Genomic DNA, 23,258 nt, shown 5'->3' with positions numbered 1-23,258 from the left:
CCATGTCCCGGACGCGCAACAGCGTGACACGCTGCTGCGCAGAGCCGGGACCCCAGCGGTCACGCTGGGTGGATGAATGGGCCCCGGCTCTGCAGCGCATCACTGGCGTGCTGCGCTGCGGGGCACGAGAGCGCCCACCCTCGGTGTCATTCCCCGCGAAGGCGGGGAATCCAGTACGCCGCGGCTTCTCGGCTCAATCACAACCGCCTTTGGAATACTGGATCGCCCGATCAAGTCGAGCGATGAGCGCGAAGAGAGTGGCAACGGAACGTCGCTAGACGGTCTGCGCCACCGCGGTGCGCGACTTCGGCGCCTTCGCGATCTCGAACAGGGCAACGGACTGTCCGGTCAGCGCGGCCAGCACCAGGCCCACCATGTGCGCCAGCCTCTCGTCCTTGGCCTTCTTGTCCAGGAGATCCCGGCCGAAGATCACGCTGAGCGTCGCCGAGTTGGAGAGATAGAAGAAACACAGCCCGGCGATCGAGATGTAGAGCTGCACCGGGTCGACCGCGACCTGGAAGTCGCCGCTGTCGACGCCGCGCCGCACCACGGTGCGGATCATCTCGACGAAGGGCGAGTGCATCGACTTGACCTTGGTCGACTTCTTCAGATGCTTGGCGCGCGCGAGGTTTTCGGTCTGGAGCAGCGACAGGAATTCGGGATTGCGCAGGAAATAATTCCAGGTGAACTCGATCAGGCGCCTGATCGCTTCGGGCGGATCGAGATGTTCGAGATCGAGCCCGCGCTCCTCGCTGCGGATCTTATCATAGGCGCCTTCGAGCACCGCGAGATAGAGTTCGTCCTTGTTGCCGACGTGATAGTACAGCATGCGCTTGTTGGCGCCGGCCTTGGCCGCAATGCGGTCGACCCGCGCACCGGCGAGACCATGGGCGGAGAACTCCTGCTTGGCGGCTTCGAGAATGCGCAGCCGCATCCCCTCGGGGTCACGCTGCCATTTCAGAGTTCGCTTTGCCTTCGCCAAACCGTGTGCTCGCTGGGTGGTCTCTCGTCAGCTGTAACACGCGGGCGAGCGTTTGAGAACGATCTCGTGCCCCGGACGCAGCGCAGCGCTTCTTCAGCGGTGCGCTGCAGAGCCGGGGCCCATGTTGCAGCGGATTCGTGGAGAGATGGGTCCCGGCTCTGCGCAGCAACGCCAAGAGCGTTGCAGCGCGTCCGGGACACGAGAGTGAGGTCCCTCACTCGACCGGCTTTGGCGAGCGCTCGAGCAGCACCGTCTGTATCCCGCAAGTGCCGTTCCGCACCGTCATGATCCGCGTCCCCGGCTTGCGGCCGTTGCGGACTTCGGTGACGTCGAGGCCGGCGGCGATCAGGCGGGCGCGGGTGGCGTCGATGTCGGTGACGCGCCAGCTCAGGCCCCAGAGACGGTCATGCGCGAGGTCGCTGCCGGCGACGGGCCGGCGAACCACCTCGACGATGAGGTCGCCGCAGCGGAAGAACATCAGCTGGCCCCAATCCTGGTGCGAGCGGTCGAGCGCCAGATCGAGGCCGAGCCGCGCGCCGTAGAGCGCGGCGGCACGTTCGGAATCCTCGGTGGTGACCACGACGTGGTCGAGCGCGTCGATCGGCGCGATGTCGGTCGCGAGGGAGAGCGGCCGCTCGTCGGCGAGCTCGAGGAAGAACATGCGCACACCGCGCGTGAGTTCCGTGGCGGCGCGTGTACGCTTCCAATGCAGGACATTGCCTGTTTCCGTATCGCTGCTTTCGACCTCGGCGACCGGATCCGGATTCAAGGCCACCCGCTCCAGCCGCCGGTGCATCCGGCTCATGTCCGCGACACGAAAGCACAGGCTGGCGAGCACGCCCTCCTGGTCGTCCAGCAGCGCGCGCATGCGATCCGCCGTCACGCTGAAGCCGCTGGGCGCCATCAACTCGATCGTCATGTTTGCGAGGGTGAACAGCACGCGGTCGGCGCCCTCACCCGAATTCTGCCAAGACGGCGCACGGGCCAGCAGCGTCTGGTAGGCCGCCTTTGCCGCCCCGATGTCCCTCACTAGAACGACGACATGATCGAGGCCGGTGATCATCTTTCCCCCTCTTGATCGCCCCGTTCAGGGCTCTGGAACCCCCGGGCAGAAACACGGCGTTTGTCCGGGCTTGGCATTGCCCGGTGATGGTCGTATTCCCTGACCATGCTGACCTCAAGCGCTTCGGGCGGCAGATTTGCGAATAATTTCAGCGTCCCGCCGGAGCGGAACCGGTGCTACAGTAGGCGTACCGGCCGGGACCACAAGCGCATGACGGACAAGCAATGCAGGCTCTCTTCATCGGACAGACCTATATCGACGTCGTCTTCATCACCGACCACATGCCGACCGGCGACGAGAAGCACGTAGCCTCGGACTACGCCGTCTCCTTCGGCGGCAATGCGGTGACGGCGGCGTTCTGCTGCGCCAAGCTCGGCATCGTCCCCGATCTCATCGCCACCGCGGCCAATGACTGGCTGGGACGCATGTTCCAGGACATGTGTGCGAAATACGCGATCTCGCTGCACGGGCGGAAGGTCAACCAGTCCTCGCTGTCCTTCATCATGCCCAAGGACGGCAAGCGCGCCATCGTGCGCTGCCGCGACGACGAGCACATCCATCCCTTCCCGATGCTCAATCTCGGCGGCTGCCGCGCGCTGCATGTCGACGGCCACCAGCCGGACGCCGCGATCCATTATGCCAAGGTGTGCCGCGAGGCCGGCATCCTGACCTCGCTCGACGGCGGCGGCCTGCGCACCAACACCCATGAGCTGCTGGAATTCATCGACGTCGCGATCGTCGCCGAGCGCCTGTGCGAACAGATGGACCTGACGCCGGAGAAAATGCTCGACTATCTCAAGAGCCGCGGTTGCAAGATCGGTGGCGTCACCATGGGCGAGAAGGGCCTGCTCTGGTTCGACGAAACCGGAACGGTGCAGGTGATGCCGGCGATGCCGATCCCGCGCGAGCGGGTGATCGACACCAACGGTGCTGGCGACGTCTTCCACGGCGCCTATGTCTATTCCTACCTCGCCCACCCCGGCAAAAGCTGGCGCGAGCATTTCGATTTCGCGCGTGCCGCCTCGACCTACAAGATCCAGCGCCTCGGCAACGAGGCCGGCCTGCCGACACTGGTCGACATCGCCAAGGTCAGGCACGAGTTCGAGGTCAGAGTCTAGCGTTCGCCGAGGTTTCCCATGGGGCGCGTCTTTGTCGCCGGCAGCATCAACATGGATGTGGTGGCGACGGCCGATCGCCATCCCCGCGTCGGCGAGACCGTCGCCGGCCGGCAGGTGCTGTATTTTCCGGGCGGCAAGGGCGCGAACCAGGCGGTGGCGGCGTCTCGGCTCGGCGCCGGGACCACGCTGATCGGCCGGCTGGGCAAGGATGCCTTCGGGGCCGAGCTGAAAGCCTTCCTCGGCGACCAGGGCATCGACCTCGGCTATCTCAAGGAGAATGCGGAGGCCCACAGCGGCACCGCGATCATCACGGTCGCCGAGGCCGACAACACGATCGTCGTCATTCCCGGCGCCAACGCGCTGGTGAGCGCTGAAGACGTCAGCGTCGTGCCGCTCCTGAAGGGCGATGTCGCGGTCAGCCAGTTCGAGATTCCGCTGCCGACGATCGCCGCGTTCTTCCACCGGGCGCGCGAGGCCGGCGTCGTCACCGTGCTCAACCCGGCGCCTGCGCAAAAAATGTCCGATGAGCTGCTCGCGCTGGTCGACATCCTCGTGCTGAACGAGACCGAGCTCGGCTTCCTCGCCGGCATGGAGCTGTCCGAAGACGATACTGCCAAACGGATCATCGACGTCGCACGACAACTTCAGGCGCGCGAGGACCAGACCATCTGCATCACGCTCGGCAAGCGCGGCGTGCTCGCGCTGGCCGGGCGCGAAGAGTTTTCGGTGCCCGGGCGCGTCGTGAAGGCGGTCGACACCACCGGCGCCGGCGACTGCTTTGTCGGCGCGCTGGCGGCGCAACTGGCTGACAGCGTGCCTCTGCGCGCCGCCCTCGCCTTCGCCAACGCAGCGGCGTCGATCAGCGTGCAGCGCATGGGCGCGGGGCCGTCGATGCCGACGGCCGCGGAGGTTGAAGCTGTTCTCGCCGCTGGTTGATCACGCCAGCGCGCTCTTCAGATCAAAACTTTCGTTCGCTGCCTGCTCCGGCGTGATCGAGCGGTCCATGGCCTGCAAGCGGCGGCCGAACATGTGATCGCCGGCGCGGTTGATCGATTCGATGCCGAGCAGCCTGTCGCCCTTGTAGCAGAACGCCGAGAACGCCTTGTTGGCAGGGCTGCCGCGCAGCACGACGCGGTCGTAGCCGGTGGTGAGGCCTGCGATCTGCAGCTTGTCGTCGCCCTGGTCGCTCCAGAACCAGGGATGGCCGTCATACGGTTTCTTGTCGCCGGTCAGCCGCGCGGCGAGACAGCGGGCGTGATCGGTAGCGTTCTGCACCGATTCCAGCCGCAGCGATCCGCCGAATCTGGGACTCGCGAACAGCGCGCAATCGCCGATCGCGGAGATGTCAGGATCGGCCGTTGCAAGATATTCGTCGACGATGATGCCGGCTGCGACCGGCAAGCCCGCCTCCGCCGCGAGCTCGATGTTCGGCAGCACGCCGACGCCGACCACGACGAGGTCGGCCGGCAGATGCCGTCCGTCGCTCAAGGACACGCCGGTGACCTTGCCGTTCTCGGCCTCAATCGAGGTCGCCTGCACGCCGAGATGGATGCGGATGCCTGCCGCGCGATGCCGCTCCTGGAAATACTCCGACACCTCCGGCGTCACCGCGCGCGCCATCACGCGCGGCGCGAGCTCGAGCACGTCGACCTCGAGGCCCTTGATCCGCGCGGTCGCCGCGAATTCGAGGCCGATGAAGCCGGCACCGATGATCACGGCGCGCGTCTTCGACGGCATGATCGCCCGCAACGCCTCGCTCTCGTCGAGGATGCGCAGATATTTCACGTCGGGCAGATTGGCATTGGGCAGATCGAGCAGCCGGTTGCGCGCGCCCGTCGCCAGCACGAGGTGGCCGTAACCAAGCGTCTCGCCCGAAGCGAGATGAACTTTCCGCGCCGCGCGGTCGATCGACCCCGCCCGGCCGGCGATCAGCTCGATCTTCTGGTCCTGGTAGAATTTTTCGGGCCGGAACATCAGGCTCTCGGGACCGGCCGAGCCCTTGATGTAGGCCTTGGACAAAGGCGGCCGCTGATAGGGCAGATGCGCCTCGTCGTTGATCACGCAGATGCGGCCTGCAAAGCCCGCCTGCCGCAGGGATGCCGCGACCTGGTAGCCGCCATGGCCGGCACCGACGATGATCACCGGACCGTCGCTCATCGGACAGCCCATTTCCGGAAGACACGAGCGTGACCCATGCCGTCTCCTCTCTCGCTGATTTTGGTTGCTGACCTTACGAGGAGCCGGCGCTCGTGTCCGTCCCTTGGAAAAGGCGGGTCCATTTGAGCCTATCGTTCCGCCCAGTGCAAGGGCGCAGCGCGGGGATTGTCTCCCCCGCCCATCTGCGATTTAGTCGCTACCAGCCACCTCATGCCGGGGATATCCAGATGCCAGCTCCCATCTCCCAGCCCGACGATCCCGCCTTGCTCAAGGTCGACGGCCCGATCGCGACCATCACGCTCAACCGCCCCGCCGCGTTCAACTCGATCAACCTTGCGATTGCGCAGAAGCTCGAGCAGCTCGCCGCCTATATCGAAGGCGACGACGCCATCAAGGTCCTGGTGATCGAAGGCGAAGGCCGCGCCTTCTCGGCCGGCGGCGATCTGCAGACGATCGGTAGGGCCGCCGAGGCCGGCACCGTGACACCGGTCGTCGGTGAGCTGTTGAAGCACTATCATGCCTTCATCGAGATCATCAGGCGCATGCCGAAAATCTCGGTGTCGAGCGTGCACGGCTCGGCCGCCGGTGCCGGCATGGGCCTCGCCTTCGTCACCGATCTCTGCATCGCCGCCGACGATGCCAAGTTCACGCCGGCCTATGCCAAGATCGGGGTGTCGCCGGACGGCGGCTCGACGGTCGGAATCGTCGGCACGGTCGGCTCGCGCCGGGCGCTGCAGATCTTCCTCGCCGAGGACAATTTTACCGCACGGCAGGCCCTCGAATGGGGCCTGGTGGCCAAGGTCGTTCCCGCCGGGGAATTGAAGGCGGCGACGCGGCAGCTCGCCGAGCGGCTCGCGCAGAACCCGCCGGCCGCGATATCAGGCACCAAGTCGCTGGTGTATCAGGCCGCCACCACACCGGTGAAACAGCAGCTCGATGCCGAGGAGCACAAGATCATCATGGCGATGAACACGGAAGACTTCCGCACCGCCGTGAAGAAGTTCACCAGCAAGGGCAAGTAGCGCCTATTGCGGACAAATATAGCCCGTCCCCGCCGGCGACTTGAAGCAGCCGACCGACTCCGGCAGCACGTGCCGCGGCAGCCACAACACCACGCTCGGGAAATAGATCGCGAACGCGATCGTCGCCAGGAACACGACATAGATCGGCAATGCCGCGCGCAGCGCCTTGGCGAAGCTGACGCCGACGAATTTCGAGCCCATCAGCAGCACCAGCCCGTAAGGCGGCGTGATCAGGCCGAAGGCGAGCGTCGCGATCAGCACTACGCCCATGTGCACGGCGTTGATGTCGCCCGCTTCCGTCAGCGCGTTGACCAGCGGCATGAAGATGATGATGGTGGGCACCGGCTCGATGAAGTCGCCGACGATGGTGAACAGCAGCACCATCAAAAGCATGATCAGATGCGGGTCGGTGCCGGCGATCGAGGTGATCCATTCGGCGATGTAGGTCGCCCCGCGCAGATAGGCGAGCATCCAGCCGAAGGCATTGGCGGCGCCAATGGTGATCAGCGGCAGCGAGAAGATCAGGCCGGCCAGGCAGAAATCGTAAGGGATCTTCTTGATGTGTCCGCGGTTGAGCGCGGGGATGACCACCAGAATGATCCAGACGACGGCAACGACGCCGGCCTCCGTCGGCGTGAACCAGCCCGTCAGGATGCCGCCGAGCAGGATCACCGGGATCATCAGCGGCAGCGCCGCATCGCCAGCCGCGAACACCACCTGGCGCAGCGGCGCGCGGGGCTTGCGCAGGCCCGAGGGGCCGAAGAAATAGCAATAGATCATCAGACCGAAGCCGATCATCAGGCCGGGCACGACGCCGGCCATGAACAGGCCGGCGATCGAGACATTGCCGACGGCGCCATAGACGACGGCGGTGATGCTCGGCGGCACCAAAGCGGCAATCGTCGAGGCCGAGGCAATGATGGCGGCGATGAAGGCGGGCTCATAGCCCTCGCGCTTCATCGGGCCGCCCAGCGCGCGGCTCATCACGGCGACGTCGGCGGTGGTCGAGCCCGACATCTCCGAGAAGAACATGCTGAAGACGACCACGACTTGCGACAGCCCGCCCCTGATATGGCCGACCAGCGATACCGAGAGATTGGCTATTCGCACAACGACGTTGGCGGAGCTCATGAGCTCGCCGACCAGCAGGAAGAACGGGATTGCCAGCAGCGCTTCGGAGTCCACGCCGTCGAAGATCTTCTGGATGATCGCGGCGAGCGAAACATCCGACAGCAGCGCGCCGACGAAGACACCCGCCATCAGCGAGAACGGCACGGGCACGCCCAGATAGCCGAAGAACAGGAAGCAGAACGTCATCAAGGTCAGGACAACAGGTGCGCTCATAGCTGAGCCCTCGCCTGCGCGTCGGTGACGATAGGCGTTCCGTCCTCCTCGGGCGGCTCGGGATGGTCAAAGCCGTTGCGCAGGCCGTTGACGAGCTGCTCGATGGTGAACAAGCCGATCAGCACGCCCGACAACGGAATGATCGCATAGAGCGAGGCGATCGGCGTGCCCGACGGCAGCCGAAAGCTGCCGAAGCCGCGCAGATAATTCTGATAGCCGTACCAGACGAGGCAGAAGGCGACGCCGAGCACCACGATGCGGATGATCACCTCGACGATCAGCCGCGAGGTACCGTGCATCGCCTCGGAGATCGCGGTGAGATAGAGATGGTCGTTGCGGCGCGTCGCCGCGGCCGCGCCGACGAAGATCGCATAGATGAACAGCGTCGAGGTCACCTCCTGCAGCCAAAGCCAGGGATGACCGATGGTGCGGGTGACGATGTCGGCGGTGACCGACAGCGAGAAGCCGAAGCACAGCACACCGCAGAGGATCATCAGCGCAAGCTCGAGCCAGTCGAGCGCGCGCCATTTGAGATGGCGTTGGCGTTGCACGAGCAGTTTGTCGGCGATGGCCATGATTGTTCCCGGCTGCGGCTTTCCATCATGGCCGGGCTTGTCCCGGCCATCCACGCACTCGGCGCGGACTCGAAGGAAGAACGTGGATGCCCGGGACACCTGGCGCGAAGACGCGCTTCGCGCTTCTGCCCGGGCATGACGACCTTCCTGGCGGTCAGTTGATCGACCGGATCAAATCCTTGATCTTCTCGGCGTGTGGGCCGAGCTCCTTGGCGAGCTTGTCGAGATAGGGATCGGCGATCGCCGTGAAGCTCTTCTTGTCGACGTTGTCGACGATCTTCACGCCCATCTTCTTCAGCTTCTCGGCCGCGCTGCGCTCGAGGTCGAACGCCTTCTGCGGCTCCTTGGTGCTGACCTCGTTGGCCGCGGCCTGCACCCAGCCCTTCTGCTCGGCAGACAGGCTCTGCCAGAGCTTGTCGGAGATGAACACCAGCGCGTTGTTGGCCTCGTGCTCGGTGAGGTTGAGGACCGGCGCAACTTCGTAGTGCTTGTTGACGAGATAGACGTTGATGCTGTTCTCGGCGACGTCGACGACACCGGTCTGCAAGCTGGTGTAGACGCTGCCGAACGGCATGTGCACGGTCTGGGCGCCATAGGCCGGGAACATGGTGTCCTCGGTTGCGGTCGCCTGCACGCGGATCTTCGCGCCCTTGATGTCGCCCACGTTGCGGATCTCTTTCCTGGCGTACATGTGGCGCACGCCCTGCGAGCCGGTCGCGATCACATGCAGGCCCTGCGTGGTCTCGTCGATCATGGTCTTGAGCGCTTCGAACACGCGGGGATCGGCTAGCCCCTTGACGACGTGGTTCTCGTCACGGAACAGATAATGCAGCGACATCACGCCAGCCTGCGGCGAGATCGTCGCCGTGTTGGCGGAGGAGATGATCGAGAATTCGACGTCGCCGGCTTTCACGAGCTGGAGCACTTGTGGCTCCTGCCCGAGCTGTGCACCGGGATATTGATCGATGATCATGGTGCCCCTGCTCAATTCCTTGAGCTTCTCGGCAAACAGGTCACCCGCGATGGAATAGCCGGTATTGCGCGGCTGGTCATAGGCGAAGCGATAATGCTTCACCTCCTGTGCCCCCGCTCCGGTGACGACAAGCATGGCGGCCGCGGCCGTCAACCCATGGAAGAATCTCGGCATGGATCGTGCAATCATCGTTTCCCCCTGTTGTATCGCCCGCCGCTTTAAGCGGTCTGAGCGTTCGTCGTTCGGTCAGCTCGTCTCCGTCTTCCCAGTCCTCTGCATGAAATCGAAATCGCAGCCCTCGTCGGCCTGCATGATGGTCTCGTTGAACAGCCAGGCGTAGCCGCGGCGTGCTTCCTCCGGCGCCGCAGCCGGTTTTAGCGCAGCACGGCGCCGCTCCAGCTCGGCCGGTTCGACCAGCAGCTCGATGCTGCGCTTGGCCACGTCCAGGCTGATCATGTCGCCGTTCTGCACCAGTGCAAGCGGCCCGCCTACGGCGGATTCCGGGGTGATGTGCAGCACGATGGTGCCGAACGCCGTGCCGCTCATGCGGGCATCGGAAATGCGCACCATGTCCTTGGTGCCGCCACGCGCGAGCTTCTTCGGGATCGGCAGATAGCCCGCCTCCGGCATGCCAGGCGCGCCCTTCGGGCCCGCATTGCGCAGCACCAGCACGTCGTCGGCGGTGACATCGAGATCGGGATCGTCGACGCGCAAGGTCATGTCCTCGACGGATTCGAACACCACCGCGCGGCCGGTATGCTTGAGCAGCTTGGGGCTCGCAGCCGATTGCTTGATGACGGCGCCGCGCGGCGCGAGGTTGCCGTGCAACACGGCGAGGCCGCCTTCCTTTTTGATCGGATTGTCGCGCGAGCGGATGGCGTCCTGTCCCGGCACGTCCTCGGCGTTGGCGACGACATCGCGCAGCGTCTGGCCCGAGATCGTCCTGGCGTCGAGATCGACGAGGTCGCCGAGCTGCGCCAGCAGTTTTGGTACGCCGCCGGCGTGATGGAAATGCTCCATGTAGTGCTCGCCCGACGGCTTGAGATCGACCAACACCGGCACCTCGCGGCCGATCTGGTCGAACACTCCGAGATCGAGCCGATGCGGCGAGCGATGCGCCATCGCCGTGAGATGAATCAGGCCGTTGGTCGAGCCGCCGATGGCCTGAAGCACCACCTGCGCGTTTTTGAAGGAAGCCGGCGTCAGCAGCTCGCTCGGCTTCGGCCCCTTGGTCTTGGCCATCTCGGCGGCAACCTTGCCGCTGGCCTCGGCGAGACGGAAGCGCTCGGCATGCGGCGCGGGAATCGTCGCGCTCATCGGCAGCGACAGGCCCATGGCTTCGATCATGCAGGCCATGGTCGAAGCGGTGCCCATCACCATGCAGGTGCCGACCGACGGCGCCAGACGCCCGTTCACCGCCTCGATCTCGGAATCGTCCATTTCGCCGGCGCGGTATTTGGCCCAGAGACGGCGGCAGTCGGTGCAGGCCCCCAGCACTTCGCCCTTGTGATGGCCGACCACCATGGGGCCGACCGGAATGACCACGGTCGGCAGGTCGGCGCTGATGGCGGCCATGACCTGCGCCGGCAGCGTCTTGTCGCAGCCGCCGATCACGATGACCGAATCCATCGGCTGGGCGCGGATCATCTCCTCGGTGTCCATCGCCATCAGATTGCGCAGGTACATCGAGGTCGGATGCGCAAAGCTCTCGGCGATCGAGATGGTCGGGAACACGAACGGCATCGCGCCCGACAGCATCACGCCGCGCTTGGCGGCTTCGATGATCTGCGGAACGTTGCCATGGCAGGGATTGTAGTCGCTATAGGTGTTGGTGATGCCGACGATGGGGCGCTCCAGCGCGTCGTCGGAATAGCCCATGGCCTTGATGAACGCCTTGCGCAGGAACAGCGAGAAGCCGGCGTCGCCATAGCTCGTCAGACCCTTGCGCAACCCACTCGTCATCATGCCACTCCTCAATTTGCTATTGTGGTACAGCCTGCGTCCTGATTGTCAATAAGATTGGTCCATAGTGTCGCTTTTTCGCGCCTGGGACACCGCCACGGGCATAGATTATTGACAATCTGCCTTGTCCCTGCTCCACAGGGCAGACCGGCCGCAGCCGGAGGCCGAGGGCATGTCCGACATTCATACCGCAGACAGCATGCCCGTCCGGCGCGACGACCCGGACAACGTCGTCGCGCGGCTGGAGGAGGACATCATCTTCGGCCGTCTCGCACCGGGCGCGCGCCTGACCGAGGACGCGCTGATGTCGCGTTATCGCACCTCACGCCATTTCGTGCGCCAGGCGCTGGTGGACGCGGAACGACGCGGCATCGTCCGTCGCGAGAAGAATGTCGGCGCCACCGTGCGGTTCTACTCCGCCGAGGAGGTCCGGCAGATCTACGAGGTCCGGGAGATGCTGACCCGGCAGGCCGCGCTGATGATCCCACTGCCCGCGCCGCAAGCCCTGATCGACGAGCTGACCGCGCTGCAACGGCAATATTGCGCCAAGGCGGATGCGCAGGACCTGCGCGGCATCCATGAAGCCAACGATGCCTTTCACCTCGCGCTGTTCACCGCCTGCGGCAATCCCTATCTGGTGCGCTCGCTGCAGGACTACATGAACCTGACACTACCGATGCGGGCGAAGAACCTCGCCGATCGCGACGGCCTCGCACAATCACGTCGTCAGCACGAGATGATGATCGAGCTCCTGCGGGGCCGCGACAGCTGGGCGCTGGCGCAGCTGTGCGTGGACCACATGCAGTTCAGCAAGAAGGATTATCTGGGGAGGATTGGAGGAGCTCGCGCGTAGATCGGTCGAGCTGTGGTTAGAATGACGCCGAAGACCCCTTCAATACCGCCTCAACAGCCCGCGATCCACGCCCGCCTCGCCATATTCGGCGCAGGCCCTTTTCGGGTTCCTGATCAAGTCCGTCCGAACATGCCTGAACGTTCTGCTGGCCGCATCGGACACCTCGGGACGGAATTTAGCGGGATCGTAGCTCTCGCCATCGCGGGCCTTGATGGCCGCGGCATAGGCGTCGATCATGGCCATCGCCGCATCCGGACTGCCGAGCAGCCGGGCGCCGAGCTGAACGCTGCCGCTGCCATCAACCTCGTAACCGTCACATCGCTGTTCCAGCACCACAGATGCGATGACCATCTGATCGAGGAACGCTGCCTCGGCGTCGGTGAGCGTCGCGGCTTGCGCCGGTCTGGAGACGATCATCGCGAGTATTGCAACTGACAATTTGAGTTTCATTGTCGTGACTTCGCTGCCGTCCTTGCGTCGTCATCAACGCAACCGTTTCTGAATTACGATTGCAGATCGAAAGCCAAAAGACAGGAGCACCATTGATCCACATCAAGGGATGGGACACCAAGGCAAGCGGCGGCGCGTGCTGACCTGAACGAAAAATCTATGCCGCTAACAAGGCTGGGCAAGTATCGCGACGGTCGCTAGGCAGCTCGTCCCGTCGCTCGCGTATCGGCCTCGCCTCGCAAAGCCGCACACGCAGCCTCGAACTTCCGCGAACCGAGTTCGCCAGCCGCGAGCTGGGCTGCGTGAATCTCCGCTGATGCGCCTCGCACATCATCATGAGCCAATTGCAGCTTCGCGATCCGCAATCTCAACCTGACGGCCTGCACTCGCCCGTCGATGCTCGACCACAATTGCCGGGCGAGATGCAGATGTCGCAGCGCTGCCTCATAGTCATCGCGCGCGTGCGCGAGCACCGACTGCGCTTCATTCGTCAATGCCCGGATCGACGGCATCGGCCATCGGTCGGGACTTCCGGAAAGCTCTTCGATCAACTCCCGGGCCTGCTCATGGCGGCCTGTATGCGCGGCGGCGAGCGCCAGATGCGCGAACAATATTCCTCGCCGCTGCAGGGTCCACCAGGATTTTCCGATCAAGCTACGCTCGAGACTGCTGTAGGCGGCTTCGGCTTCGCCACGTTCCAGCAAGAGCATGGCGCGGCCGGGCTCGGGACACCAACCGAGGGCATAGGCCTTTTCGTAGGCCTCGAGCGCGGCGTCGTCATTCCCGATCGCAGCCTGAATGTCAGCGAGCACGCGATTGGCATCGCCGGTCGCCCATGGTGCATCACTGGTCAGCCGTGCCAGCGAATCTTGAATGCGCGACAGGGCTTCGCCGAGCGAGCCCCTGACGCCAAGGACTTCTGACCGATGAAGCTGGCAGGAGCCGGTTAATTCCATCCCGCTCTCGGTGCAATATTTCTGATAGCCCAGCGTCCACTGGTCGGCCCTCGCCCAATCTCCGAACATCCGCGCCGCCCACAGGATGTTGCAGTAGAGGATGCCTCCAATGATTGGATCGATATCGCCGCTGGAGAGTGCCATCGCAGCGGCGAGGTCCTGATCCGCCAGTCCTGCGCGTGTATCGCCCAGACACAGCCGGTAGAACCCGCGATAAGCAAGACTCAGGGCCTCGATGCCAAGAGCGTTCTTGTGCCGGACCGTGCTGTACGCGACATCGGCAAGCGAAAGCGCCTGTTCGGGCTCGCCTTCGAACGCCGCGACCTTCGACTTCATCCAAAGAATAAGCGCAGTCGTGGCGGGATCCTCGACTTCACAGGCCCAATCCTCCGCCCGCGCCAGCCACCCCTTGGCAATCGCCGCCTGGCCGCGCTCGAAGTGCAAGCCGGAGAGTGTGACGGCATCGACGACAGCCAGCGGCACGTTGCCGGCTCTGGTATGGGCGGCAACCGCGCGAGCCAAGAGCGGAAGGGCTGCATCGGCCTTGCCGGTGCACTGCAGGGCCAGCGCCCATTGATGCAAGTCCGCGCCCTCGAGCGGTTGAACGGCATCGGCCGCCTCGAACAGTGCTGCGGCTTCGTCCCAGGCTTGCGCGGCAGCGGCACGCTGCGCTTGCGCCCGCATGTCCGGAGCTTGCTCATCCCTCGCCCCGGGAGCGGCAACCTGCAGCTCCGATACGCCTTCGATACAGAAACGATAACCCCTGCCCGGCATATTCCGGACGGCGCCATCCATGCCACCCTTGCGCAGCACGCCACGCAGCATGCTCACCGCACGTTGCAAGGAATTGTCGGTGACGGTGACGTCAGGCCACAGGGTATCAAGCAGCTCTGCCTTGGTGACGACCCGGTCGCGGTTGCGGGTCAGGTAGACCAGCAGATCGAACACACGCGGCTGCAACGGGACTTCCCGCTGCGCATGGATGAGCGCACGGCCCTCTTCATCGAGCTCGAAGGGTCCAAACCTGAGGGTCATATCGTTAAGTCCAGGCAAGGTCGAAAAGGTTCAGACAAGGATCAGGCAATGATCAGCCCGCGGTAAGGACGGTCAGCGCTAGCCGCGCCTATAGCTCCTCACGGCCTGGGTCGCTCTCAACCCGCAGGCGACAACCCCTGAGGAGATGTTTGATGGAACTCTATGTCATTCGCCGCCCGAGCGCCTGGGCGAACCTGAACGAACTGGAAGCCGCCGGCGCGAAGTCCGCGCGGATCGGCAACGAACAGATGTCCGACCGCGTCCGTTGGATCCGCAGCTACGTGGTCCATGAGGCCGACGGGCGCATCGGCACCTTCTGCATCTACGAAGCGCGCGACGGGGAGTCGATCCGCGAGCATGCGCGGCGCGTCGGCATGCCGGGCGAGGAATTCTACAAGGTCGCCACGACCGTGGTCATCCGCGACGATCCCACACCGCAGACGGCTGCCGCCGAATAGCAATCAGCGCGGGCGCCGTCATCGTCTCGTGAGTCCACGAAAGGATAAGGAAATGTCCGTTCAGTCTCAGGCGCCGCCCGCGCCAAGCCCTTTGCAGCGACATCTCGCCGCCATCCTGCTGCGGTTTCGCCGGCTCATCAATCGGTCTGTCGCCAGCATGCTGGCGAACCGCGAGAAGGCCGCAATGCAGTTCGCGAAGGGGTGCAGCACCACAGCCAACGACCACAGCACGGCTCGAGACACGCTGCAGAGCATTTGCATTCCCCACAACGATTTCATTTCGAGGACATAGTCATGAATTCCTTCAACCACCCCGAGGCCGGAGCCAGGACCTCCGATTTCAAGATTTCCATGCTCGGAAATTTCAAGTTGAGAACCGCCGCGCTGGCGATCGGGACAATCGGCGCCATCATGATGTCGCTGGTTCTGGCTTCGGCCGCAACGACGTCAGACGACCTTCGGCCCGAGGCGGCGAGTGCCGCAAACGCCCGGAAAAGCCCCGGCAAATGCAAGGCGCCCATGGTCCCGACAGTCCTTGCAATGTGACGAAGGCAACAGTGGCACGCCCCCAACTCAGCCATTCAATGTCCACCACAAGATCGGAACCTTATCATGTCCATCACCCTGCATAACGGACCAGCTCAGACCACAAGCTCGCTGGCGGCACGAAGCTTCGTGCTTGGCTACGGCGTGCTCGCTTATCTCATCTTCTTCGGGACTTTTCTTTACGCTGTCGGCTTCATTGCGCAGCTCGTCGTGCCCAAGACGATCAACAGCGGCGCGACAGCCTCGACCGGACAGGCCCTCTTGATCAACCTCGCGCTGATGTCCCTGTTTGCCGTTCAGCACAGCGGCATGGCGCGCCAGGGCTTCAAGAAGCTGTTCGCCGCCTTCGCCTCGCCCGCGCTCGAGCGCAGCACCTATGTGCTGCTGGCAAGCCTGAGCCTGGTCCTGCTGTTCTGGCAATGGCGGCCGATCACGGCCATCGTCTGGGAGATCGAGACGCCGATGGCAGCTTACGCCGCGGTCGCCGGCAGCTTCGCCGGCTGGCTGATCGTGCTGTACAGCACGTTCCTGATTAGCCATTTCGAATTGTTCGGGCTAACGCAAGTCGTCAGCCACTTTGCAGGCCGGCTTGCCGAGCCGATGAAATTCAGGACGCCGGGCCTCTACCGCCTGATCCGGCATCCGATCTATCTCGGCTTCATCATCGCGTTCTGGTCGACGCCCACCATGACCCTTGGGCACATGCTGTTCGCGACGGTGACGACGGCCTACATCTTCGTCGGCATCTGGCTGGAGGAGCGCGACCTGGTCACCCTGTTCGGAGATCAGTACCGGCACTACAGGCAGAAGGTGGCGATGTTGATCCCCTGCCTGTTCTGATCCCGCGCGAACGTCCGGTGAGAGCGGCCAGGCAGAGCTTTGGCCGCTCTCACCATGTCGAGCGCGCTGCCTACCGCTTCTTCCAATCGATGATCCGGCTCGGATCAGCATCGAACTCCATGCTGCAGAACGTGCCGCCCTGGAAATAATCGCCGACCGGATCCGGCTTCAGCTTGGCTTGCTCGGCCATGGCGTGCTCGCGGAAATCTTCGGCACGGCCCGTGGGGCGGTAGCCGAACTCGTAGGCGCGGTGGTTGTCCCACCAGGCGCGCTCGTTAAGGGAGGCGCCGTAGAACACTTCGAAATGGATGTCGGGATGCTCGAGCCCGATGCGGCAGAGCTGCACGAGGTCGTCTGGCTTGAGCCAGATCGAGAGCCGGCGCTGGTCGAGCGGCATGTCGCCGAAATTGCCGATGCGCAGGCACGTCACCTTCAGCCCATGCTTGTCGGCGTAGAGCGCACCGACGGCCTCGCCGAACACCTTGCTGACGCCGTAGCGCCCGTCGGGGCGCGGGGTCACGTCGGTGCCGATCTTGTGGTGGCGCGGATAGAAACCGACGGCGTGGTTCGACGAGGCGAACACCACGCGCTTGACGCCCTTGCGGTAGGCGGCCTCGAACAGGTTGTAGCCACCGATGATGTTGGCCTGGAGGATCTGATCCCAGGTGCCTTCGACCGAATAGCCACCGAAATGGATGATGCCGTCGACGCCCTCGCAGATCGCCTCGCATTGCGCGAGGTCGGCGAGGTCCGCCGCCTTGAATTTTTCATTCGCGCCGAGATCGGCCGGCGGCTTGATATCGGAGAGCAGGAGATCCGGATAGATCGGCGGCAGCAGTTTTCGCAGGCTCGTGCCGATTCCGCCCGAAGCTCCCGTCATCAAGATACGCGGCATTGTCGTCCCTCGCCGTTAGTGACCGATTTGCGGTCACGTGTCTCTAATGATAGCAGAATTGTCCAGAGGGAACGAAACGAGAGAACCGACATGAATGAGGCATCGTCCCACTCCCCGGATTTCGGCCAAGGCTGGCGGCCAGCGACCTATTACCCCGACCCCGCGATCAGGGCATTGGATCCCCGCTTCGAAAAATACTGGCTGAAGCTGTCGGCGGTGGAGCGGCTCGCGACCGGCCTGCGCTGGGCCGAGGGTCCCGTGTGGTTCGGCGACGGGCGCTATCTGCTCTGCAGCGACATTCCGAACCAGCGCATCATCAAATGGGAGGAGGAGACCGGCGCGGTCAGCGTGTTCCGCAAACCCTCCAATTTCGCCAACGGCAACACGCGCGACCGGCAGGGCCGGCTCGTCACCTGCGAGCATGGCGGTCGGCGCGTGGTGCGCACCGAATATGACGGCAGCATCACCGTGCTGATGGATCAATTCAACGGCAAGCGGTTGAACTCGCCGAACGATGTCGTTGTTAAATCGGACGGCTCGATCTGGTTCACCGATCCGACCTTCGGCCTGCTCGGCAATTACGAGGGCTACAAGGCCGAGCCGGAGATCGAGCCGAATGTCTACCGGTTCGATCCCGCGACGAATAAGGCAACCATCGTCGCCGAGGGCGTGCTCGGGCCGAACGGGCTGTGCTTCTCGCCGGACGAGAAGATCCTGTACGTCGTGGAATCCCGCGGTGTGCCCAATCGCAAGATCCTCGCTTACGACGTCTCGGCTGACGGCACGACGATCTCCAACAAGCGCGTTCATATCGACGCGGGCCCGGGCACGCCCGATGGCATGCGCTGCGACATCGACGGCAATCTCTGGTGCGGCTGGGGCATGGGCGATCCCGAGCTCGACGGCGTCGTGGTATTCGCGCCCGACGGCGTCATGATCGGCCGCATCGCGCTACCCGAGCGCTGCGCCAATCTCTGCTTCGGCGGCGTCAAGCGCAACCGCCTGTTCATGGCGGCGAGCCAGTCGATCTACGCGCTGTATGTGAACACGCAGGGAGCGTTGGGGGGATAAGCGCTTCTCTCCGGCGTCATTCCGGGGCGCGCCGTCTGCGGCACGAGCTATGGTGCGCAATTGCGCACCTGAGAATCCGTTGTGCAGCAGAGGCTGCGGACAAATGGATTCCGGGCTCGTCGCTACCCGACGCCCCGGAATGACGAGAGAGAGAGAGAGAGAGAGATCAACAAAAAACGCCGGAGCGGTTGCCCGCTCCGGCGTCATGTCAGTCAGTCGCGTGCGCTTAGGCCGCGTTGAAGCCGGCAACCGCCTTCACTTCGAGGAAGTCCTCGAGGCCGTACTTGCCCCACTCGCGGCCGTTGCCGGACTGCTTGTAGCCGCCGAACGGCGCGGTGCGGTCGTTAGGCACGCCCTGCAGGTTGACGTTGCCGGCGCGGATCTGGCGGCCGACGCGCTTGGCGTCCTCGACCGTCGCACCCGTGACATAGCCAGCAAGACCGTACGGCGTGTCGTTGGCGATCTGCACCGCCTCGGCTTCGTCCTTGGCACCGATGATGGTCAGCACCGGTCCGAAGATCTCTTCGCGGGCGATCGTCATGTCGGGCGTGACGTCCGCGAAGATGGTCGGGCGGACATAAAAGCCCTTGTTGACGCCTTCGGGCAGGCCCGGACCACCGGCGACGAGCGTTGCGCCCTCGTCGATGCCCTTCTTGATCAGGCCCTGGATCTTGTCCCACTGGCCGCGGTTGACGACGGGGCCGATGGTGGTGCCTTCGGCGCGGGGATCACCGGCCTTGGTCTTGTCGGCGACGGCCTTCGCGATCGCGGCGACTTCCTTCATCTTCGCGGCCGGCACGATCATGCGCGAGGGTGCGTTGCAGGACTGGCCGGAATTGTTGAACATGTGCATCACGCCGCCGGTCACCGCCTTGGTGAGGTCGGCACCTTCGAGGATGACGTTCGGCGACTTGCCGCCGAGCTCCTGGCTGACGCGCTTCACGGTGGGAGCAGCGCGCTTCGCCACATCGATTCCGGCGCGGGTCGAGCCGGTGAAGGAGATCATGTCGATGTCGGGGTGCTCGCTCATGGCGGCGCCGACCTCGGGGCCGAGGCCGTTGACGAGGTTGAACACGCCCTTGGGCACGCCGGCTTCATGGAGGATTTCCGCGAAGATCAGCGCCGAGGTCGGCGTGAATTCGGATGGCTTCAGGATCATGGTGCAGCCGGCGGCAAGCGCGGGCGCGACCTTGCAGGCGATCTGGTTCAGCGGCCAGTTCCAGGGCGTGATCATGCCGACCACACCGATCGGCTCGCGCAGCACCATGGCGGTGCCGACCGGCTCCTCGAAATGATAGTTCTTGAGCACGTCGAGCGTGGTCATGAGATGGCCGAGGCCGGCGCCGGCCTGCAGCTTCTCCGCCATCGGCAGCGGCGCGCCCATCTCGTCGGAAACGGCGGCGCCGATCTCCTTGAGACGGCCCTTGTAGACCTCGATGACTTTCGAAAGCAGCGCGACGCGCTCGTCACGGCTGGTCTGGGAGAAGGTCGCGAAGGCGCGCTTGGCGGCGGCAACCGCCTTGTCCACGTCGGCCTTGGAGCCTAGCGCAACCTCGTACATCGCCTCTTCCGTCGCGGGATTGACTACGGCGGTCGACTTCTTGACGGCGGGATCGACCCAGGCGCCGTCGATGTAGAATTGCATGCGATTGACCATCGTTAACCTCTTCTTGGGGGCATGGTGGGGGCGTTTCGGCAGGCATCCTTGCACGAAAGCGCCGGCAATTGAACCCGCCATATGCGGGGCCAGCGTTGCGGCGGACGGGCGGAATATGGGACTTGGTTTGAACCGAGGCAAGCGCAGCCATGGGTCCCGGTTCAGCACCGCGGCACCTCGCGCCGCAGTGCGCCCGGGACACGAAATTAGAACGCGTGCAAATACTCTCGTGCCTTGGACGCCATTAGCGCGTTTACGCGCGTCTTTGACGCGCTATGGCAGCACTTCTTCAGTGATGCGCCTGCTGAGCCGGGGCCCATGCAGCCGGGTACCTCGACTACACCGCCATCTTCCGATGCAGCACCGGGGCGCCGGTGGTGAGGCTTTCGGCCGCGTCGATGATGGCATTCGCATCGATGCCGTAGTGCCGATAAAGGTCGGCGATGCTGCCGGTCTGGCCGAACTGCTCGACGCCGAGCGCCTCGACGCGGTGGCCGCGGACGCTGCCGAGCCAGCCGAGCGCGGACGGGTGGCCGTCGATCACGGTCACGATGCCGCAGTCGCGCGGCAACGGCGCCAGCAACTTTTCGATATGGCTGAGATGCTGCACGCCGCGCCGGTCCCGCCGCAATTTTCGCGCGGCGGTCCAGCCCGCATGGAGACGATCGGCCGAGGTGATCGCGAGCAGGCCAATGTCGCGGCGGCTCTCGCCGATGAATCCGGTGGCCTCGATCGCTTCGGGCGCGACCGCGCCGGTATAGGCGATCACGAGTTCGGCATTCGGGCCAGGCCTGCGCAGCCAATAGGCGCCGTCGGTGATGCCCTGCTGCAATTCCGGTGTCATGATGCGCTGCGCCTGCTCGATGCTGCGCGTCGAGAGCCGCAAATAGACCGAGCCGCCCTCGCCCGGATCGCGCTGCATGTGCTCAAAGCCCCAACCCATGATCACGGCAAGCTCGTCGACGAAGGCCGGCTCGAACGAGGCGAGCCCGTCCTGTGCCATGCCGATCAGGGGCGTCGCGATCGACTGGTGCGCGCCGCCTTCGGGCGCGAGCGTGATGCCCGACGGCGTCGCCGCCACCATGAAACGCGCATCCTGATAGCAGGCGTAATTCAGCGCATCGAGGCCGCGCTCGATGAAGGGATCATAGAGCGTGCCGACCGGCAGCAGCCGCTCGCCGTTGATCTGGTGCGACAGGCCGAGCGCCGAGAGCATGATGAACAGGTTCATCTCGGCGATGCCGAGCTCGAGGTGCTGGCCTCTTGGCGAAGCGTCCCAATTGTAGGTGGATGGAATTTTCTCGCTGCGGAATAAGTCCGCCTTCTCGGCGCTGGCGAACAGGCCGCGCCGGTTCACCCAGGGGCCGAGATTGGTCGAGACGGTGACGTCGGGCGAGGTCGTGACGATGCGCCTCGCCAGCTCGCTGTCGCCGCGGGCGATCTCGTTCAGCACGAGGCCAAAGCCCTGCTGGGTCGACATCTGCGGCGTCGGCTTGAACGCAAGTTGCTGGGGGACCTCGATGACGGGCGCGGTCAGGCGGCGGCCGTCCTGGTTGAACGGCACGCGCGCGAGGAAGGCGTCAAACTCGGCCGCGGATTGTGCGAGGCCCTCGTACTTGTCCCATTCGTGGCCGGGCCGGATGTTCTGGCTGTCGCGATATTTCTCCATCTGCGCGACCGTCATCAGGCCGGCATGGTTGTCCTTGTGGCCCTGGAACGGCAGGCCGACGCCCTTGATGGTGTAGGCGATGAAGCAGACCGGGCGGTCGTGGTCGATCGACTCGAATGCCTCCAGCATGCTCGCCATGTCGTGGCCGCCAAGGTTCGACATCAGCGCCAGCAGTTCGTCGTCGCTGCGCCTGTCGATCAGCCTAGTGATCGGCCCCTGGTCGCCGATCTCATCATGAAGATGCTTGCGGAACGCAGCGCCGCCCTGGAAGCACAGCGCGGCGTAGAGCGCATTCGGGCAATTGTCGATCCAGCGCTTCAGCGCCTCGCCGCCCGCTTCCGCGAACGCCTCACGCATCAGACGGCCGTATTTGACGATGACGACGTCCCAGCCGAAATTGCGGAACATGGTCTCGAACTTTTCCCAAAGCCCCTCGCGCACGACGGCGTCGAGCGACTGGCGGTTATAGTCCACCACCCACCAGGTGTTGCGCAGGCCGTGCTTCCAGCCCTCGGCGAGCGCCTCGAAGATGTTGCCTTCGTCCATCTCGGCGTCGCCGACCAGCGCAATCATCCGCCCTTCGCGGCGGTCCTTCATCCAGCCATGCGCCTTCACGTAGTCCTGAACCAGCGAGGCGAACAGCGTCTGCGCCACGCCGAGGCCGACCGAGCCGGTGGAGAAATCGACGTCATCGACATCCTTGGTGCGCGAAGGATAGGACTGCGCGCCCTTGAACCCGCGAAAGTTCTCCAGCTTCTCGCGGCTCTGCCGGCCGAACAGATATTGGATGGCATGGAACACCGGGCTCGCATGCGGCTTCACCGCGACGCGATCCTCGGGGCGCAACACGCTAAAGTACAGCGCCGACATGATGGTGGCGAGCGAGGCCGAGGAGGCCTGATGGCCGCCGACCTTGAGTCCGTCCGCGCTGGGGCGGATGTGGTTGGCGTGGTGGATGGTCCAGGACGACAGCCAGAGCGCCTTGCGGGCCAGCGCTGTCAATGTGTCCAGACGGGCGGAATCAACGGGCATGGCAATGCTCCCGGAAAACAGGTGGCTCGATGATACGCCTGCGAGCGGCGCCAAACTTCTCAATTTTTCGCGCCATACCTGACGATATTGGGATATTTTACCAACCGAACGCCCCAATGACAGGTTTCATCCCAATGCCCGAGCTCGATGCCATCGACCGCAAGATCCTCAGCCATCTCCAGGCCGACAGCCGGCTGACCATGCAGGAGCTCGCCGACAAGGTCGGGCTATCGGTCTCGCCCTGCCATCGCCGGGTCAAGCTGCTGGAGGAGCGCGGCGTCATCTCGCGCTATGTCGCGACGGTCGACCAGAAGGCGCTCGGCCTGCATGTCAGCGTCTTCATCTCGATCAAGCTGGCGCGGCAGAAGGAAGAGGATCTCAACCGCTTCGCGCGCGCGATCTCGAAATGGGACGAGGTGCTGGAATGCTATCTGATGACCGGCAACCGCGACTATCTCTTGCGCGTCGTCGCGGCCGACCTCGCCTCCTACGAGACGTTCCTGAAGACCAAGCTGACCCGGCTCGACGGCATCGCCTCGATCGAATCGAGCTTCGCGCTCAGCCAGGTGAAGTATTCGATCGCGCTGCCGGTGTAGCCCC

General features: G+C 64.4%; 22 protein-coding genes. 10 read left to right on the top strand and 12 right to left on the bottom strand.

Annotation, left to right across the window (positions count from 1 at the left end):
* Window positions 1–274 precede the first annotated feature (274 nt).
* Window positions 275–982: a TetR/AcrR family transcriptional regulator gene (locus ML401_RS10570; RefSeq protein WP_211417823.1), complete on the bottom strand. Its 708-nt coding sequence runs from the start codon at window positions 980–982 to the stop codon at window positions 275–277.
* A 214-nt stretch (window positions 983–1,196) separates the two neighbouring features.
* Window positions 1,197–2,045, bottom strand: coding sequence for a VOC family protein (locus ML401_RS10565; protein ID WP_259205073.1), 849 nt, complete (start codon window positions 2,043–2,045; stop codon window positions 1,197–1,199).
* Window positions 2,046–2,269: 224 nt separating this feature from the next.
* Here ML401_RS10565 and ML401_RS10560 point away from each other — a divergent pair, with 224 nt between their 5' ends.
* Window positions 2,270–3,163 (top strand): sugar kinase, encoded by an 894-nt coding sequence (locus ML401_RS10560; RefSeq protein WP_211417825.1) that lies wholly within the window; start codon window positions 2,270–2,272, stop codon window positions 3,161–3,163.
* A gap of 18 nt (window positions 3,164–3,181) precedes the next feature.
* Entirely contained in the window at window positions 3,182–4,099 is a 918-nt protein-coding gene (gene rbsK / locus ML401_RS10555; RefSeq protein WP_212065342.1) for a ribokinase, read from the top strand.
* On the opposite strand, the gene ML401_RS10550 is transcribed toward rbsK, so the two are convergent.
* Window positions 4,100–5,320: an NAD(P)/FAD-dependent oxidoreductase gene (locus tag ML401_RS10550; RefSeq protein WP_285811881.1), complete on the bottom strand. Its 1,221-nt coding sequence runs from the start codon at window positions 5,318–5,320 to the stop codon at window positions 4,100–4,102.
* A 227-nt stretch (window positions 5,321–5,547) separates the two neighbouring features.
* Here ML401_RS10550 and ML401_RS10545 point away from each other — a divergent pair, with 227 nt between their 5' ends.
* Window positions 5,548–6,342 (top strand): enoyl-CoA hydratase/isomerase family protein, encoded by a 795-nt coding sequence (locus tag ML401_RS10545; protein ID WP_285811880.1) that lies wholly within the window; start codon window positions 5,548–5,550, stop codon window positions 6,340–6,342.
* A 3-nt stretch (window positions 6,343–6,345) separates the two neighbouring features.
* Here ML401_RS10545 and ML401_RS10540 read toward each other — a convergent pair whose 3' ends face one another.
* The 4 genes from ML401_RS10540 to ML401_RS10525 form a co-directional block, all read right to left on the bottom strand.
* A complete protein-coding gene (locus ML401_RS10540; RefSeq protein ID WP_194406940.1) occupies window positions 6,346–7,686 on the bottom strand; it encodes a TRAP transporter large permease in 1,341 nt (446 codons plus the stop codon).
* Complete coding sequence (locus tag ML401_RS10535) at window positions 7,683–8,261, bottom strand: TRAP transporter small permease (RefSeq protein WP_212065345.1); 579 nt, start codon at window positions 8,259–8,261, stop codon at window positions 7,683–7,685. Before ML401_RS10535 ends, ML401_RS10540 begins: the two co-directional genes overlap by 4 nt.
* A 154-nt stretch (window positions 8,262–8,415) precedes the next feature.
* Entirely contained in the window at window positions 8,416–9,423 is a 1,008-nt protein-coding gene (locus ML401_RS10530; RefSeq protein WP_285811879.1) for a TRAP transporter substrate-binding protein, read from the bottom strand.
* Between the two features lie 57 nt (window positions 9,424–9,480).
* Window positions 9,481–11,196, bottom strand: a complete 1,716-nt coding sequence (locus tag ML401_RS10525; RefSeq protein ID WP_285812658.1) for an IlvD/Edd family dehydratase — start codon at window positions 11,194–11,196, stop codon at window positions 9,481–9,483.
* A 172-nt stretch (window positions 11,197–11,368) separates the two neighbouring features.
* Between ML401_RS10525 and ML401_RS10520 the strand changes: the two genes are divergently transcribed.
* A complete protein-coding gene (locus tag ML401_RS10520; protein WP_285811878.1) occupies window positions 11,369–12,049 on the top strand; it encodes a GntR family transcriptional regulator in 681 nt (226 codons plus the stop codon).
* Window positions 12,050–12,088: 39 nt separating this feature from the next.
* Here the strand turns inward: ML401_RS10520 and ML401_RS10515 are convergent, their stop codons facing one another.
* Entirely contained in the window at window positions 12,089–12,499 is a 411-nt protein-coding gene (locus ML401_RS10515; RefSeq protein WP_285811877.1) for a hypothetical protein, read from the bottom strand.
* A 197-nt stretch (window positions 12,500–12,696) separates the two neighbouring features.
* Window positions 12,697–14,490 carry a winged helix-turn-helix domain-containing protein gene (locus tag ML401_RS10510; RefSeq protein ID WP_285811876.1) on the bottom strand — a complete coding sequence of 598 codons (1,794 nt, stop codon included), beginning with the start codon at window positions 14,488–14,490 and terminating at the stop codon, window positions 12,697–12,699.
* Between the two features lie 152 nt (window positions 14,491–14,642).
* Between ML401_RS10510 and ML401_RS10505 the strand changes: the two genes are divergently transcribed.
* From ML401_RS10505 to mddA, 4 genes are all read left to right on the top strand, one after another.
* The gene (locus ML401_RS10505; RefSeq protein WP_285811875.1) at window positions 14,643–14,948 is read left to right on the top strand and encodes a nickel-binding protein; all 306 of its coding nucleotides are present in this window, start codon (window positions 14,643–14,645) and stop codon (window positions 14,946–14,948) included.
* Window positions 14,949–15,000: 52 nt separating this feature from the next.
* Window positions 15,001–15,240 carry a hypothetical protein gene (locus tag ML401_RS10500; protein WP_285811874.1) on the top strand — a complete coding sequence of 80 codons (240 nt, stop codon included), beginning with the start codon at window positions 15,001–15,003 and terminating at the stop codon, window positions 15,238–15,240.
* 2 nt (window positions 15,241–15,242) lie between these two features.
* The gene (locus ML401_RS10495) at window positions 15,243–15,494 is read left to right on the top strand and encodes a hypothetical protein (RefSeq protein ID WP_376717353.1); all 252 of its coding nucleotides are present in this window, start codon (window positions 15,243–15,245) and stop codon (window positions 15,492–15,494) included.
* Window positions 15,495–15,560: 66 nt separating this feature from the next.
* On the top strand, window positions 15,561–16,334 hold the full coding sequence (gene mddA / locus ML401_RS10490; RefSeq protein ID WP_285811872.1) for a methanethiol S-methyltransferase: 774 nt from the start codon (window positions 15,561–15,563) through the stop codon (window positions 16,332–16,334).
* 70 nt (window positions 16,335–16,404) lie between these two features.
* On the opposite strand, the gene ML401_RS10485 is transcribed toward mddA, so the two are convergent.
* Complete coding sequence (locus tag ML401_RS10485; protein WP_194406929.1) at window positions 16,405–17,229, bottom strand: NAD(P)-dependent oxidoreductase; 825 nt, start codon at window positions 17,227–17,229, stop codon at window positions 16,405–16,407.
* Between the two features lie 90 nt (window positions 17,230–17,319).
* Here ML401_RS10485 and ML401_RS10480 point away from each other — a divergent pair, with 90 nt between their 5' ends.
* Window positions 17,320–18,300, top strand: a complete 981-nt coding sequence (locus ML401_RS10480; protein WP_212065352.1) for an SMP-30/gluconolactonase/LRE family protein — start codon at window positions 17,320–17,322, stop codon at window positions 18,298–18,300.
* A gap of 226 nt (window positions 18,301–18,526) precedes the next feature.
* Here ML401_RS10480 and ML401_RS10475 read toward each other — a convergent pair whose 3' ends face one another.
* Together ML401_RS10475 and ML401_RS10470 are read right to left on the bottom strand one after the other, a co-directional pair.
* On the bottom strand, window positions 18,527–19,957 hold the full coding sequence (locus ML401_RS10475) for an aldehyde dehydrogenase family protein (protein ID WP_194406927.1): 1,431 nt from the start codon (window positions 19,955–19,957) through the stop codon (window positions 18,527–18,529).
* A gap of 337 nt (window positions 19,958–20,294) precedes the next feature.
* Window positions 20,295–22,658 (bottom strand): transketolase, encoded by a 2,364-nt coding sequence (locus ML401_RS10470; protein ID WP_285811871.1) that lies wholly within the window; start codon window positions 22,656–22,658, stop codon window positions 20,295–20,297.
* Between the two features lie 134 nt (window positions 22,659–22,792).
* Here ML401_RS10470 and ML401_RS10465 point away from each other — a divergent pair, with 134 nt between their 5' ends.
* Window positions 22,793–23,254 carry an Lrp/AsnC family transcriptional regulator gene (locus tag ML401_RS10465; RefSeq protein ID WP_097659511.1) on the top strand — a complete coding sequence of 154 codons (462 nt, stop codon included), beginning with the start codon at window positions 22,793–22,795 and terminating at the stop codon, window positions 23,252–23,254.
* Window positions 23,255–23,258: the final 4 nt, after the last annotated feature.

Origin of the sequence: Bradyrhizobium sp. 62B (genome assembly GCF_030272265.2) — a bacterium.
Taxonomy (GTDB): Bacteria; Pseudomonadota; Alphaproteobacteria; order Rhizobiales; family Xanthobacteraceae; genus Bradyrhizobium.
This window is presented reverse-complemented; position numbering and strand designations above follow the sequence as displayed.